Origin of the sequence: Blautia glucerasea, from assembly GCF_013304385.1 — a bacterium.
GTDB classification, from domain to species: domain Bacteria; phylum Bacillota; class Clostridia; order Lachnospirales; family Lachnospiraceae; genus Blautia_A; species Blautia_A ammoniilytica.
In genome coordinates this window covers 20999-36881 of record NZ_JAAITU010000028.1, presented here as the reverse complement: position 1 = coordinate 36881, position 15883 = coordinate 20999, and the positions used below count along the sequence as shown (strand labels likewise).

Annotated in this window: 13 protein-coding genes; 12 read left to right on the top strand and 1 reads right to left on the bottom strand. The window is 45.3% G+C overall.

The window, feature by feature from the left end; genetic code table 11:
- The first annotated feature begins 91 nt into the window (after positions 1 to 91).
- On the top strand, positions 92 to 2617 hold the full coding sequence (locus G5B11_RS11575; RefSeq protein WP_173728277.1) for a glycyl radical protein: 2526 nt from the start codon (positions 92 to 94) through the stop codon (positions 2615 to 2617).
- A gap of 16 nt (positions 2618 to 2633) precedes the next feature.
- Positions 2634 to 3425, top strand: coding sequence for a glycyl-radical enzyme activating protein (locus tag G5B11_RS11570; RefSeq protein ID WP_173728275.1), 792 nt, complete (start codon positions 2634 to 2636; stop codon positions 3423 to 3425).
- Positions 3426 to 3518: 93 nt separating this feature from the next.
- Here the strand turns inward: G5B11_RS11570 and G5B11_RS11565 are convergent, their stop codons facing one another.
- Positions 3519 to 4400 (bottom strand): LysR family transcriptional regulator, encoded by an 882-nt coding sequence (locus tag G5B11_RS11565; protein ID WP_173728274.1) that lies wholly within the window; start codon positions 4398 to 4400, stop codon positions 3519 to 3521.
- A 372-nt stretch (positions 4401 to 4772) separates the two neighbouring features.
- On the opposite strand from G5B11_RS11565, the gene G5B11_RS11560 reads away from it, so the two are divergent.
- From G5B11_RS11560 to G5B11_RS11515, 10 genes are all read left to right on the top strand, one after another.
- Positions 4773 to 5717, top strand: coding sequence for an ABC transporter permease (locus G5B11_RS11560; RefSeq protein ID WP_173728272.1), 945 nt, complete (start codon positions 4773 to 4775; stop codon positions 5715 to 5717).
- 2 nt (positions 5718 to 5719) lie between these two features.
- Positions 5720 to 7087: an ABC transporter permease gene (locus tag G5B11_RS11555; RefSeq protein WP_294525001.1), complete on the top strand. Its 1368-nt coding sequence runs from the start codon at positions 5720 to 5722 to the stop codon at positions 7085 to 7087.
- A gap of 15 nt (positions 7088 to 7102) precedes the next feature.
- Positions 7103 to 8110 carry an ABC transporter ATP-binding protein gene (locus tag G5B11_RS11550; RefSeq protein ID WP_173728269.1) on the top strand — a complete coding sequence of 336 codons (1008 nt, stop codon included), beginning with the start codon at positions 7103 to 7105 and terminating at the stop codon, positions 8108 to 8110.
- Between the two features lies 1 nt (position 8111).
- Positions 8112 to 9122, top strand: coding sequence for an ABC transporter ATP-binding protein (locus G5B11_RS11545; RefSeq protein ID WP_173728267.1), 1011 nt, complete (start codon positions 8112 to 8114; stop codon positions 9120 to 9122).
- Positions 9123 to 9262: 140 nt separating this feature from the next.
- Positions 9263 to 10936 (top strand): peptide ABC transporter substrate-binding protein, encoded by a 1674-nt coding sequence (locus G5B11_RS11540; RefSeq protein WP_173728266.1) that lies wholly within the window; start codon positions 9263 to 9265, stop codon positions 10934 to 10936.
- A gap of 153 nt (positions 10937 to 11089) precedes the next feature.
- Positions 11090 to 11836, top strand: coding sequence for a hypothetical protein (locus tag G5B11_RS11535; protein WP_173728264.1), 747 nt, complete (start codon positions 11090 to 11092; stop codon positions 11834 to 11836).
- Between the two features lie 2 nt (positions 11837 to 11838).
- Positions 11839 to 13065 (top strand): peptidase T, encoded by a 1227-nt coding sequence (pepT, locus tag G5B11_RS11530; protein WP_173728263.1) that lies wholly within the window; start codon positions 11839 to 11841, stop codon positions 13063 to 13065.
- Between the two features lie 456 nt (positions 13066 to 13521).
- On the top strand, positions 13522 to 14469 hold the full coding sequence (locus tag G5B11_RS11525; RefSeq protein WP_158421793.1) for an L-lactate dehydrogenase: 948 nt from the start codon (positions 13522 to 13524) through the stop codon (positions 14467 to 14469).
- A 214-nt stretch (positions 14470 to 14683) separates the two neighbouring features.
- Positions 14684 to 15478 (top strand): CoB--CoM heterodisulfide reductase iron-sulfur subunit B family protein, encoded by a 795-nt coding sequence (locus G5B11_RS11520; protein ID WP_158421792.1) that lies wholly within the window; start codon positions 14684 to 14686, stop codon positions 15476 to 15478.
- Positions 15478 to 15882 (top strand): 4Fe-4S dicluster domain-containing protein, encoded by a 405-nt coding sequence (locus G5B11_RS11515; RefSeq protein WP_158421791.1) that lies wholly within the window; start codon positions 15478 to 15480, stop codon positions 15880 to 15882. Before G5B11_RS11520 ends, G5B11_RS11515 begins: the two co-directional genes overlap by 1 nt.
- Position 15883 lies beyond the last annotated feature (1 nt).

The following is a 15883-nucleotide window of genomic DNA, read 5'->3' as shown; positions in this document are numbered from 1 at the left end:
GTGGGGAGGGAGTATCCTGCCGCAGCGAAAAGACTTTGGAAAGCATCTGTGATTGCGGAGCATAGGCGCTGCCCTTTGGGAGAGGAGTAACATGGAGAAATATAATACAAGCGATATTCCAAAATCATCAAGGATTCCAAGACTGGTGGAACATCTGTATGCAGAGATGCCAAAGATCGAATCAGCAAGAGCCAGACTTCTGACAGAATCCTATCAGCAGACTGAGGGAGAACCGATCATTCAAAGAAGAGCAAAGGCATTTGCACATATCCTGCATCACCTTCCCATCGTGATCCGTGAGGAAGAACTGATCGTAGGAAGCAGCACCCTTGCACCCAGAAGCTGCCAGACATTCCCGGAGTTTTCTTATCAATGGCTGGAGGATGAACTGGATACGGTTGCAGGCAGAAGTGCAGACCCATTTTTCATAAAAGAAGAGACTAAGGAAGAACTGCGTCAGATCCATCAATATTGGAAGGGCAGGACCACCAGTGAGCTTGCCACTTCCTATATGGCACCGGAAGCCATCCGGGGGATTGAACACAATATTTTTACACCAGGGAATTATTTTTATAATGGCGTGGGACACGTAACTGTTAAATACTGGGAAGTTCTGAACATTGGCTTTGAGGGGATCATGGCAAAGGCAAAAGCAGAGCTGGCCCAGTGCAATGTGGGAGATGGTGACTATGCAAGAAAGTCCCGTTTTCTGGAGGCTGTGATCATAAGCTGTCAGGCTGCTATGGATTATGCTGCCAGGTATGCCGAATTGGCACAGCAGATGGCTGAAAAGTGCACGGATCCGGACAGGAAGCAAGAGCTTCTGGCTATTGCTGACAACTGCAGCAGGGTGCCTGCCAAAGGCGCAGAAAGCTTTTATCAGGCCTGTCAGTCTTTCTGGTTTGTACAGCTTCTGATTCAGATCGAATCCAGCGGACATTCTATTTCACCTGGAAGATTTGACCAGTATATGTATCCATATTATAAGAAGGACGTAGAAGCAGGAAAGATTACCAGGGAAGCTGCCCAGGAGCTGATGGATTGTATTTGGGTGAAGCTGAATGACCTGAATAAATGCAGAGATGCTGTATCTGCGGAAGGATTTGCAGGATACAGTTTGTTCCAGAATCTGATCGTAGGAGGTCAGAATAAAGATGGGGAGGATGTGACCAATGATCTGTCTTTTATGTGTATTCAGGCCTCCATGCATGTAAACCTGCCTCAGCCCTCATTGTCCATCCGGGTATGGAACGGTTCGCCCCATGATCTTCTGATCAAGGCAGCAGAGCTTACCAGGACAGGAATCGGTCTGCCTGCATATTATAATGATGAGGTGATCATCCCGGCACTGATGAACCGGGGATTAACTTTGGAAGATGCCAGGGAATATAACATCATCGGATGTGTGGAGCCACAGAAGGCGGGGAAGACAGAAGGATGGCATGATGCTGCATTTTTTAATATGTGCCGCCCGCTGGAGCTTGTTTTCTCCCAGGGTATGGACAAGGGAGAGATGGTGGGAGTTCCTACTAAGGACATCAGTGAGATGCACAGCTTTGAAGACTTTTATGATGCATATAAGCAACAGATGGATTACTGTATTTCCTTGATGGTGAATGCAGATAATGCAATTGATGTGGCTCATGGGGAGAGATGCCCGCTGCCATTTTTATCCAGTATGATCGATGACTGTATCAAGAAAGGCAAATCCACCCAGGAAGGCGGAGCTGTGTATAACTTTACCGGCCCTCAGGGATTTGGGATCGCTAATATGGCAGATTCTCTTTATGCTATCAGGAAGCTGGTATTTGAAGAGAAGCAATTTACCCTTGGGGAATTAAAGGAGGCACTGATCTGGAATTACGGAAAAGGCTTGGATCAGCAGTCTGTACAGGATCTTGCCCAGGGCATACTGAAAGAAGCTGAAAATGCAGGCAGGCAGGTTGATGAAAAGATGACAGAAGCAGTGGTTCAGTCTGTGCTTTCCATGAAGCTTTCAAAGGAGAAGATCAGCCGGTACGAAGAGATCCGGAACAAGATCCTGGAAGTACCTAAGTTTGGAAATGATATTCCAGAAGTGGATTATTTTGCAAGAGATGTTGCTTATACATATACAAGGCCTATCCAACAGTATAGCAACCCAAGAGGAGGCAGCTTCCATGCAGGTCTTTATCCTGTATCTGCCAATGTTCCGCTGGGAGGACAGACAGGAGCTACCCCGGACGGCAGATATGCCCATACACCGGTTGCTGACGGAGTTTCACCATCTGCAGGCAAGGATGTGAACGGTCCTACAGCAGCAGCTACTTCTGTATCCAGACTTGATCATTTCATTGTATCCAATGGTACATTATTTAATCAGAAATTCCATCCCTCTGCCTTGTCAGGAAGAGAGGGATTGGAGAAATTTGTGGCATTGATCCGTACCTTCTTTGACCAGAAGGGCATGCACATGCAGTTTAATGTAGTAAGCAGGGAAACACTTCTGGACGCACAGGCACACCCGGAGAATTATAAGCATCTGGTGGTGCGTGTGGCAGGATACAGCGCTTTATTTACCACATTGTCCAGATCTTTGCAGGATGATATTATACGAAGGACAGAGCAGGGATTCTGAGAAACAGGAGAACATAATGGATTACTTGAAAACAGCAGGCAGGATTTTTGATGTACAAAGATATTCCATTCATGACGGACCAGGGATCCGTACCATCCTTTTTCTGAAAGGGTGCATCCTGCGGTGCAGGTGGTGCTGTAATCCGGAATCCCAGGAGTTTGCCATTCAGAAGATGATCGTGCAGGGGGAAGAGAAGATCATCGGTAGGGATGTGACAGTGGAAGAAATGCTTCAGGTAGTGGAAAAGGATCGGGCATACTATTATCGTTCAGGCGGTGGGATGACTCTTTCCGGAGGGGAATGCCTGTGCCAGCCTGAGTTTGCCAGGGATCTGCTTCGCGGTGCAAAGGAAAGAGGGATCCATACGGCTATAGAAAGTATGGCAGGCATGCCCTGGGAGAATATCCAGATGGTGCTGCCCTATCTGGATCTGTACCTGATGGATATCAAGCATACCAATCTTGAAAAGCATAAGGCTTTTACCGGAAGATCTAATGAACGAATGCTGGAAAATGCAAGAAAAACAGCGCTTTCCGGGATGACCCGCCTGGTGATACGGGTGCCTGTGATCCCTGGGTTTAATGATACTGTGGAAGAGATCCAGGGGATTGCCAGATTTGCAGCAACTCTTCCGGGGGTAGATAAGATTCATTTGCTGCCTTACCACAGGCTGGGACAGGATAAATACACTGGTCTTGGTCGTGAATATTTGCTGGACGGGGTTCTGCCCCCATCAGCAGAACATATGGAAACATTAAAAAAGGCAGTCCATGCAGTATGTGGCCTGGACTGCCAGATCGGAGGATGATCCTGCATTTTGCAGGATCATTTTTTATGCAGTGATTATTATGCAGCGATGATTGTGCGGCAATGATTGCGCGGACATCTGTTTCATGAAGGATCATTCTTTTAATGCGGCGATCATTTTGCGTACAGCAATACTTTGGGGCCGCGTGCTGTCCCGTACCAGATAAACATCCCTGGCTGGGATCTCTTCTGCCAGGGGGATCTGGATCACCTGACCACGGCGCAGGGCATCCTGGGCAAGTATTTCCGGGAAAAAACCAATGCCAAGATTATGCATGATCATAGGCAGGATCTGGTCAGTGGCAGATGCTTCCATATCCGGCTGGAAAGGCAGTCCCCGTTGGAGGAAAAGCTCCATATAGGTTTCCCTGGTGGAAGTCCGTCCCCCAAGAGAAATAAAGGGATAATCCCGAAGATCCTGCAGGTGCAGGGGTGTATTGGCTGCCTGGGCGAATTTAGGACCTCCCAGAAGAATCTCCTTAAAAGATACAAGGAGGGTTTTCTGGAGAGGTTTTTTTGTGTGGGCAGGGCTGGAAACCACTGCAAAATCCACAAGTCCGTTTTCCAGGGCAGTAAGAGCTTCCGGGGTAGAGTGACTGGCAATCCGTAGACGTACATGAGGATATTTTTTGTGAAAGGATTCCAGCTTATCTAAAAGCAGAAGACGCAGGGCTGTCTCACTGGCACCAATGGAAATCAGGCCGCTTTCCAGACCACGATCCTTTTCCAGTTCCTTTTCGCCAAGGGAAATCTGCTCATAAGCTACGGAAATATGTTCATACAGACGTTTGCCCTCAGGGGTAAGGGAAACTCCACGGTGAGTACGGACGAACAGCTTACAGTTCAGTTCGCGCTCCAGGATATTCATGCAGCGGGTAATGTTGGGCTGATTATTATTCAGGATTTCTGCTGCTTTGGTAAAGCTTTTGTACTGGCAGACAAAATAGAAAATGCGGTAATAATCAAAGTTGACCAAGATTCACGACTCCTTCTGGCTGCACCTGTTTGTGGCAGCCATCCTTTTTATCATCATTTTGCAGGTTTTTGACCGGGATGTCAAGGAAAATACCATAACTGCAGCGTTCTTTCACTTGTCTTTTCTTGTGCTAAAGTGTAGAAATGAGAAAAGTTACTTGATTAAAGCGAAAAAGGGTGCTATAATTTCTGCATATTTTATGGATGGATGTTCTATCCGTAGTAAAGAGCAATACTTTCCTAACAGACATAGTAGAGAACTTATGAAGTAGAACGGAATTGATTTGGTCTTTGAAAAAAGAAGTTTTCGGAGACTTTTTTTGTTTTATTTGCAAGAATGGTGTGTCAGGGGAAAAGAAAACAAGGAGGAAAAATGGGCAAATATTTTGTAAAAAGGCTTGGAATGGCAATACTGACCATCTTTCTGGTGGCATGTCTTACCTTCCTTTTAATGAATGCTGTGCCAGGAAGTCCCTGGCTCAGTGAGAAAACGCCGTCGGAAACAACTCTTGCGGCACTGAATGCAAAATACGGTCTTGATAAACCGGTTTACGTTCAGCTTTATATGTATCTTAAGAATATTCTTCATGGTGATTTTGGTGTATCTCTGAAAATGCAGAAGAACCGTGCGGTTCTTAGTATTATCACAGAGATGTTCCCGGTATCAGCAAAGGTTGGAGCCATTGCTTTGTGCTGGGCAGTGCTGGTAGGTATACCCATTGGCTGTCTTGCTGCTTTTAAACGAGGCAAATTTACAGATAGTGTGCTGCGTATTATATGTACTCTCGGCATCTCTATGCCCAGCTTTGTTGTAGCATCTGTACTTCTGGTTACACTTACAGGAACAAACGCTTTAAGCTTGTTCCCTTCAATCTTTGATGCTTCCCAGGGATGGAGGGCATATGTACTTCCCTGCTTTGCACTTGGATTTTACCCTATGTGTTATACTGCAAGACAGACCAGATCAGCCATGCTGGATTCATTCAGCCAGGAATATATCAAGACGGCAAGGGCAAAGGGCCTTAAGAATAATAAGATCATTTTCAAACATGCCCTTAGAAATGCCCTGATTCCGGTTATTACATATCTGGGGCCGCAGGTAGCATTTACCCTGTGCGGCGGCTTTGTAGTGGAAAGCGTTTTCTCCATTCCGGGACTTGGACGTTATTTTGTACAGTCCATCCAGAACCGTGATTATCCGGTGATCATGGGTACAACGATTTTCCTTGCAGCATTTATTATTTTGATGAACCTTGTGGTAGACCTTCTTTATAAAGTAGCTGACCCAAGGATCAGCCTTACGAAAGGAGGAGAATGATCGTGGCAGAACAAAAGAAGAAAATGAAGCGCTGTCCTGTCAGTATGCAGCCGGATATTGAGAATCTGTTAAACGATCTTTCCCCGGAGGATTTCTCAAAGGCATCAAAAGAAGAAAAGGATGACTTTATTCAGGATCGTAAAAGCGTATCTTACTGGAAGGATGCATGGCGCAGACTGAAAAAGAATGTGGTAGCCATGGTAGCCCTTGGTGTGATCGTTTTGCTGTTTTTATTTGCTTTTTTGGGGCCGGTTCTGGTTCCATATGGCTATGACGAATTTAACAAAGGTGCAGAGAACCTGTATCCTTATCACTATACCCTGGAAGACCAGCAGAAGCTGGATGCAGAGATCGCCTCAAGAACAAAGACAGATGTGGTTGATGTAGATGAGATGATCGCCAAGGCTAAGGAAGAGGCTGAAGCCAAGGGGGAGGAATTCACCAAAAAGGACGAAGCTGTGATCCGTGCCCAGGCAAAGGTTGCTGCTAAAAAAGGCAGCTCCGCAAGCAGTGACAGTGAAGAAGAGATCGATCAGGATGCACTCCGTAAGGAACTTGGCATCAAAAAGCATCTGTTTGGTTATTCCCAAAAAGAACTGGAGCGTAAGGCTTCCGGAGAAAAAGTTTTTCCACATGTATTTGGAACTGACATGTATGGCCGTGACATTCTGGTACGTGTTATGTACGGAGCCAGAGTATCCATGTCCGTAGGTGTGTTTGCAGCACTTCTTGTGCTGGTGATCGGTGCAGTTTATGGTGCAATTTCCGGCTACTGCGGCGGCAAGGTGGATGCTGTGATGCAGCGTATTGTAGAACTGATCTATGCAGTACCTGAGATGCTGGTGGTACTTCTGATCGCCACAGCTATGAAACCAATCCTTACAGAATATGTAAATTCAGCAGGCAACAGTCCTATGAAGTCCTTTGTGTCTGTATTGGGACCAAACCTGATTTCCATGTTTATCGCTTTCGGTATGCTGTACTGGGTAACAATGAGCCGTATTATCCGTGGCCAGGTACTGCAGCTGAAGCAGCAGGAATACGTAACAGCAGCAAGGGCACTGGGAGCATCCGGCGGCCGTATTATCCGTCGTCATCTTCTTCCCAACTGTATCGGGCAGATCGTTGTTACCACCTGTCTGCAGATTCCATCTGCTATTTTCCTGGAATCCTTTTTGTCCTACCTTGGAGTAGGTGTGTCCGCACCGCTTCCAAGTCTTGGTTCCATGGCAACAGATGCCCTTGGCGGCATGTATACATATACCTATCGTCTGATCGTGCCTTCTGTGATCCTTAGTGTGATGATCCTTGCTTTCAACCTGTTTGGTGACGGCCTGCGTGATGCTTTGGATCCTAAGCTGAAGAAATAAGAAAGGAGGAGAACAATGTCTGAAAAGAAAGAAAAATTATTGGAAGTAAAAGACCTGAAAGTCTCCTTCTTTACACCAGCCGGTGAGGTTAAGGCAGTAGGAGGCATTTCCTATGATCTGGATTATGGTGAGGTCATGGGAGTGGTTGGAGAGTCCGGATCCGGAAAAAGCCAGGAGGCTTATTCCATTATTGGTCTTCTTCAGTCACCAGGTAAGGTTGTTGGCGGAAGCATTACTTTTGAAGGAAAGGACATGCTTGCCCTTACAAAGAAAGAAATGCAGGAATATCGTGGGAATAAAATCGCCATGATCTTCCAGAACCCTATGACAAGCCTGAATCCTGTTTATACAGTAGGAAATCAGCTTGTGGAGGCCCTGCGTGCTCATGACAGCAAGATCAGCAGGAAAGAAGCTGAACAAAGAGCTATGGAAATGATGGAAATGGTTGGTATCAACAATGTACAGAAGCGTATGAATCAATATCCTCATGAGTTTTCAGGAGGTATGCGCCAGAGGGTTATGATCGCCATGGGCCTGATCTGTCATCCACAGCTTCTGATCGCAGATGAACCTACCACAGCCCTGGATGTGACCATTCAGGCGCAGATCCTGGATCTGATGAAATCCCTTCAGAAGAAGACGGGCATGGGTATTATTTTTATCACCCATAACCTGGGAGTTGTTGCAGATATCTGTGATAAGGTATCTGTTATGTATGCAGGAAAGATTGTTGAGCAGGGGCCTGTAGATGATATTTTCTATGAGCCTGCCCATCCATATACCAAAGGACTTCTCCGTTCCATGCCACGTGTGGATGCCCAGAGCTATGAGAGACTGATCCCCATCGAGGGAACACCGGTGGATATGCTGAATCCTCCGGAAGGATGTCCTTTTGCACCACGTTGTGAGAAATGTATGAAAATCTGTCTGAAGAAAATGCCTCCTTACGTGGAAATCAGCGACAAACACCGTTCTGCATGCTGGTTGTGTGTAGAAGATCTGATGAACAAGGAGGAGAATTAAAATGGCAGAAGATAAGAAACTCCTTGAAATACAAAATTTACGTAAATATTTTCCTATCAAGGGAGTGAAAGGTCCTGGGGTGCAGGCTGTACAGGACGTTTCCCTTTTTATCAAAAAAGGAGAAACACTGGGTCTGGTAGGAGAGTCCGGATGTGGGAAAACTACTCTTGGAAGAACCATCCTCAGACTGTATGAGCCTACAGGCGGAAAGATCATTTATGACGGACAGGCGATTTATGATAATCCTCTTGGGCCGGACGGACAGCCTCTTGGCAAAGCCAAATCTGTGAATATGCTGCCTTACCGCAGAAAGATGCAGATCATTTTTCAGGATCCATCCGCATCTCTTGATCCCCGTATGACAGTAGGAGAGATCATCGGGGAAGCAATCGATATCCATAAGCTTGCAGCAAATAAGAAAGACCGTGCAGACATGATCAAGGAGCTGCTTGCACAGGTTGGATTAAATACAGAGCATGCAAACCGTTATCCTCATGAGTTTTCAGGCGGACAGCAGCAGCGTGTGGGAATTGCCCGTGCACTGGCTGTTAAGCCGGAGTTTATCGTATGTGATGAGCCGATCTCCGCACTGGATGTTTCTATTCAGTCTCAGATCGTAAATATGCTGGAGGACATGCAGCAGCAGATGGGACTTACTTATCTGTTCATTGCCCATGACCTTTCTGTTGTACGTCATATTTCCAACAGGATCGGTGTTATGTACCTGGGCTCTCTGGTAGAGCTGGGTGAAAGCTATGAACTGAACCGTCATCCCATCCATCCATACACACAGACACTGTTATCAGCAGTGCCGGTGCCGGATCCAAAGCTTAGCCGTACCAAGAAAAGGATCATTCTTGAGGGAGACGTGCCAAGTCCAATGAATCCGCCAAGCGGATGCCGCTTCCATACCAGATGTCCATATGCTACGGAAAAGTGTAAGGTGGAAGCCCCTGTATTCCGGGAGCATGAGCCGGGGCACTGGGCTGCATGCCATATGCTGGACAAATAAGGTATAGAGGATGAATACCATGGATTGCTATGCAGCTATGCTCTTGCAATCCTGCAAATAGGTTATTGTAGGGAGAGATCCCTCTTTAATAAATGTGTTGTTTCTCATGCAGCACAAAAAAGAAAAAAGGAGGAAAAGTAATGAGAAAGGCAAGAAAATTTATGTCTCTGGCCCTGTCAGCAGCTATGGTTGTAGGCATGGCCGCTACCACACCGGTAATGGCTGAGGATGCTGCTGCATCTGAGGACGGATATAATCTGTCTCTTTGCATCGCTTCTGAGCCTATGTCCATCGACCCTGCATTAAACAGTGCAGTAGATGGTGCGATCATGTGTAATCACATGTTTGAAGGTCTGGTCAAATGGGTGGATGACGGCGACGGAAATGCAGTAACTGCACCTGGACAGGCAGAATCCTGGGAGAAGACAGCGAACGATGATGGTACAGTAACTTATACACTGACACTTCGTGACGGTATTAAATGGTCAGACGGACAGGACGTAACAGCAGGTGACTTTGTATATTCCTGGCAGCGTCTTGCAAATCCTGAGACAGCAGCAGATTACTGCTACATGATCGATATGGTACAGGGCTATGATACAATTGCTGATGGCAGTGCAGAGCCTGACACACTTGGTATCAAAGCAATTGATGACAAAACACTTCAGATCGATCTGAGCTATGACTGCCCGTATTTCGAGGAGATCATGGCATTCCCGGCAACATTCCCTGTTCGCCAGGATAAAGTTGATGGAAATGATGACTGGACATATGATGTAGATTCTTATGTCAGCAATGGACCATACAAGATGAAAGAGTGGTCACACAATGCTTACATCCTGATGGAGAAAAACGAGAACTACTATGATTATGAGAATCTTGGACCGGATACCATCAAATTTGCACTTCTTGATGACAACAATGCTATGCTGAAAGGCTACAACAATGGCGAGCTTGATTTCATCGAGAATCTGCCGGTAGATGAGATTCCAACATATCTTGCTGATGGACAGCTTAACATTGCTGATTATATTGGAACATACTATGTATGCTTCAACACAGAAGACGAGATTTTCTCAGATCCTAACATCCGTAAAGCTTTCTCTCTTGCAATCGATCGTAACTATATCGTAGAGAATGTTTCCCAGGCTGGTGAGGTTCCGGCTGACGGATATGTTCCATCCGGTGTATATGATGCAGCAGGCCCTGGAAATGATGATTTCCGTACAGTAGGTGGTTCTTACTACAGTGTTGCAGATGAGGATTATGAGAAGAACTGTGAAGAGGCTCGCCAGATCCTTGCAGATGCTGGTTATCCTAACGGCGAAGGCTTCCCCACTGTTGAGTATCTGTACAACACATCTGACAACCACAAGAAGATCGGTGAGGCTCTTCAGAACATGTGGCAGGAGCAGCTGGGCGTTACTGTTAAACTGAACAATCAGGACTGGAACGTATTCCTGGAGAACAGAAAACAGGGTAACTACCAGATCGCCCGTAACGGCTGGATCGCAGACTACAATGATCCTTGCTCCTTCCTGGATATGTGGTACACTGGCGGCGGAAACAACGATGCTCAGTATTCCAACCCGGATTACGATGCAAAGATTGATGAAGCAAAAGCTACTTCCGTACAGGAAGATCGTATGAAAGCATTCCATGAGGCTGAGGATATCCTGATCGGTCAGGACAGCGTACTTGCTCCGATTTATTTCTATACACAGCCATACATGCTGAAAGAGAACATTCAGGGTATGTACTACACACCACTTGGATACTTCTTCTTCGGTTATACATCAAAAACAGCAGAGTAAATTTTCTTGTAGGAAATCTGCTTTGTAAGCCTTTGACAGGGGCAGTTCTATCACAGAAATGTGGCAGGGCTGTCCCTGTTTTTTTGCTTCGCATTGACCCGGATTAAGAGGCATGGTATACTTTCTTTAACTCTAGAAAGGATGGTAATGAATATGGACGTATTAGATCAGCAGAAGGCTGTGCGGAAAGCTGCAACCGGCAGGATGTGCCTGTTATTCGGCGGTGGATTCCTTTTGTTTACAGCCATTACATCGACTTTGCTGTACGGGATCAATTTTCTGGTGATCGCCTCTAAGGCAGCCGCAGGAACCAAGGAATATGTGGAGATTCTTGAAAAGACAAACATGCAGGTTCCGTTTCTCAGGCTGGTTGGTATATTGTTTGTGATTATGGCAGTTGTGGAGGTTTTTGCCGGGATCAGCAGTGTACGGTACAGTAACCGGGTAGACAAGGCGACTACGATGATCCGGATTGCTCTTGTACTTTTGGTAGTGGAGGCCTTGATGGAAGTCTTTCTTTGTTTCTCCAAGCTGATGAGTCTGGGGATGCTTTTTACAGCAATTGGGATCCCACTGTTTATTTTATGGGGAGCATGGGGCTTTCGGAAGCTTTCTAAGGAAGATCCTAAGCGTGTCTATGCAGTGGATATGAAGAAAAGACAGCAGGCAAGAAGACAGGCAGCAGCCCAGCCGGCGGCACCAAAGAAAAGCCTGCGTGAACGTGCTATGATGCAGGCAGATTACACACAGGATACATCAGAAGAGATCCAGCCGGAAGGCGAAAAGGAGCCTCAGGCAGATGCTGTGCACACATCAGAAGGAATACAGTCAGACGGCGAAGCAAAACAGGAAGTGCATGATGCTGCAGAGGCTGATAAAACAAAACAGGGAGAAGAGTAATTATGAGAGCATATGAGCGTTTTTTGAAGTATATCAGGGTGTATACCACAAGTGATGATAGCAGTGAGACAATACCTTCCACTCAGAGACAGTTCGATCTGGGAAATGAGCTGGCACAAGAAATGAAAGCGCTTGGGATCAGCAATGTGCGTATAGATGACAAATGCTATGTGTATGGTGAAATCCCTGCTACAAAGGGTTATGAGGATGCACCAGGGATCGGGTTTATTGCCCATATGGATACAGCACCGGATTTTTCCGGAGAAGGTGTGAATCCTCAGATCATCGAAAATTATGATGGCAGCAGGGTAGCATTGGGAAATAGCGGACTTTTTCTGGATCCGGCAGATTTTCCACACCTTTCTTCCCTGAAAGGCAGAACACTGATCACCACAGATGGCACCACGCTCCTTGGAGGAGATGACAAGGCAGGGATCGCAGAGATCATGACTCTGGCAGAGATCCTTCTGAATGAGGATTTCCCCCATGGAAAGATCTGCATTGGTTTTACTCCGGATGAAGAGATCGGCAGAGGTGCTGATTGTTTTGATATAGAGAATTTCGGCGCTGATTTTGCCTATACCGTAGATGGCGGTGTGGAAAACGAACTGGAATACGAGAACTTCAATGCTGCAGGTGCCCAGGTACAGATCAAGGGTTTTCCAGTGCATCCTGGCAGCAGCAAAAATACTCTGGTGAATGCAGTGCAGGTAGCGGTAGAATTTCATAATATGCTTCCTGCAGGGGAGACACCAAGGTATACAGAAGAGTATGAAGGCTTTTACCATCTTTGCGACCTGAACGGGGATATTGCACAGGCAAGTATGGTTTACATTATTCGTGACCATGACAGCCATCTGTTTGAAGCAAGGATTTCTACCATGAAGCATATTGCAAAGCTTCTTAATGAAAAATACGGTGCAGGTACAGTCACATTGACCATTAAGGAGCAGTACCGGAACATGAAAGAAAAAATTGAGCCATGCATGCACCTGATCGAGAATGCAAAGCTGGCAGCCCAGGAAGCAGGTCTGTCACCTGTAACAGTACCCATCCGTGGCGGCACAGACGGGGCAAGGCTGTCTTACATGGGTCTTCCCTGCCCCAATCTTGGCACCGGCGGCTATGCAGCCCATGGTCCCTGTGAGCATATTACGGTAGAGGGCATGGATCTGGTGGTGGAGATCCTGAAAGGGATCGTGAAGCGGTATGCAGAGCCTGTGAAATAATAGGATAAGAACCATTGTGATCTGGCAGTTGTTCAGCAGCATGTAACAGAGAATGTGTTGGGTAACTGTGTGATAATTTTTTATCACAATGGTTCTTTTTTTGTAAAAATTTAAAGCGTAAAAGCACCGTAGCTGTTTAAAAATATACAGAAATGGACACATGTTCAAAAAATGATCTTGAGTTCTTAATTTAATACAATATGCTTAAAAATTAACGATAAAAAATGTGCAACATGCTGATATTCTTGAAATACAAAAAAAAAACTTGTTAAAATATTATCATTATGGTATCTTAGTAATGCGGAACTGAACTAAATTCTATTTATGCGGAGAAGAGGGAATATGCCTGTATTTGAATGAAAATATTGGTAGAGCAGAAGATGAAAGTTGTGGTTCTGTTTTTTTATTCAGATAATTGTTAAAAAAAAGACGAGAGGAAGAAGGAAGGAACAGGTTATGAGTAGCAAAATTACTATTATTGGTGCAGGTAGCGTAGGTTCTACCATCGCTTATACTTTGGCAAGTGAGGCGATTGCGTCTGAAATCGTTATGATTGATATTAACAAGGAAAAGGTAGAAGGTGAAGTGATGGATATCCTTCAGGGTACCTGTTTTAGAAGTCCGATTTCCATGATCGCAGGAGAATATGAAGATGCTAGGGACTCTGACATTGTAATTATTACATCCGGGATTGCCAGAAAGCCGGGACAGACCAGGATCGAGCTTACACAGACGAATGTAAATATTATGAAAGACATTGCTCCAAAGATCGCAAAGGAAGCTCCAAATGCTATTTACATTATCGTAAGCAATCCGGTAGATATTATGACTTATGTATTTACCAAGATCTCCGGTATTCCGGAGAAACAGGTGATCGGTTCCGGTACACTGCTGGATACAGCACGTCTTCGTTGCGGTATTTCTGAGCATTTCAAGGTAGCACAGGCAAATATCCATGCATATGTATTCGGTGAGCATGGGGATACTTCCTTTATTCCGTGGACAGGCGCTTATATCTCAGGAGTAAGTGTGGATGAATATTATGAGAATATGAAAGCACTTGGAAAAGAGATCCAGCCAATTGATAAAGAGGCAATGTTGAATTATGTCCAGAAGTCCGGCGGTCAGATCATTGCAAAGAAAGGGGCTACTTTCTATGCTGTATCTGTAACCGTATGCAAGCTGGTCAATCTGGTACTTGCAGCATCTGATACTATTACCACTGTTTCTTCCATGATGCATGGAGAGTATGGTATTGAAGACGTATGCTTAAGCACACTTACCTTGGTAGGACCTAATGGTATCCAGGGAAAAGTACCAATGCGTATGAATAAGAATGAAATTGAACAGTTGAGAAAGAGTGCTGACGCCCTGAAAAATGTTATTGCACAGATCAATCTGTAAAATTACGTATATATTGGGAGCCGCTTGCGGCTCCCCTATTATGTCCAAAATAGTCTTGATTTGATTTTAAAATACAAAATAACGTGTTGATTCCTATTAATTTCTGAATATACCAGCAGCCGGAAAACAAGATAAAAAGGTTGCTGTATATATAAATAGATTTGCTGAAAAAACGATAGAAAATGCTAAGAAACAAAGAAAGGATAGCAGGATTATGAAGTACAGTTATTATCCGGGATGTACCCTGAAAAACAAAGCAAAAGACCTGGATACCTATGCCAGGGCTTCTGCCAAGGCGCTTGGATTTGAACTGGAAGAAATCGAAGACTGGCAGTGCTGCGGCGGTGTTTATCCGCTGGGAAGCGATGAAATTGCCACAAAGCTTTCTTCTGTCCGTGCATTGGAGCAGGCCAGGGAAAAAGGCCAGGATCTGGTAACAGTCTGTTCCGCCTGTCATCATGTGATCAAAAGAGTCAATGACGACATGCAAAATGTGGAGGATATCCGCACCAGAGCCAACAATTACCTGAAATTTGAAACACCCTATGCAGGAGAAACAACCGTTCTCCATTACCTGGAAGTATTAAGAGACAGGGTAGGCTTTGATAAGATCAAAGAAAAGGTTGTAAATCCGTTAAAGGGCAGAAAAATAGGTGCTTATTATGGGTGCCTTTTGTTAAGACCCGGGAAAATACTGGGATTTGATAATCCGGAAAATCCTTCCATTATAGAAGATTTTATCCGTGCTATCGGTGGTGAGCCGGTGATCTATCCTTTCCGTAATGAATGCTGCGGTGGATATATTTCCCTGAAAGAAAAGGACATGGCACAGAATATGTGCAAAAAGATCATGGACAGTGCAGAAGGTTTTGGGGCAGAGATGCTGATCACAGCCTGTCCGCTTTGCATGTATAACCTGAAAAAGAACGGAAACGGAAAACTTCCTGTATACTATTTCACAGAGCTTCTTGCGGAAGCACTGGGCGTGAAAGAGGAGGTGGCAGAGTAATGAGTGCTTATACATATGGAAATACTGCAAATGCTGCAGAACGGATCAAAGAGATCTCAGGAGTAAATCCTCTGAAATGTATGAAATGCGGTAAATGCTCTGCAACCTGTCCGGCATTTAATGAGATGGATATCAAACCACATCAGTTTGTATCTTATGTACAGAATGGGGATATCGAGGCACTTGCCCAGTCAAAATCCCTGTGGAAATGTCTTTCCTGCTTTGCATGTGTGGAGCGTTGCCCAAGAGATGTAAAACCAGGAAAACTGATCGATGCTGCAAGACAGATCGTGATCAGGGAGAAGGGACAGAATTATCTGAAAGCAGATGAGATCCCGGAGCTTCTTGATGATGAAACGCCTCAGCAGCTGTTAGTCAGTGCATTCAGAAGATACAGGAGGTGAG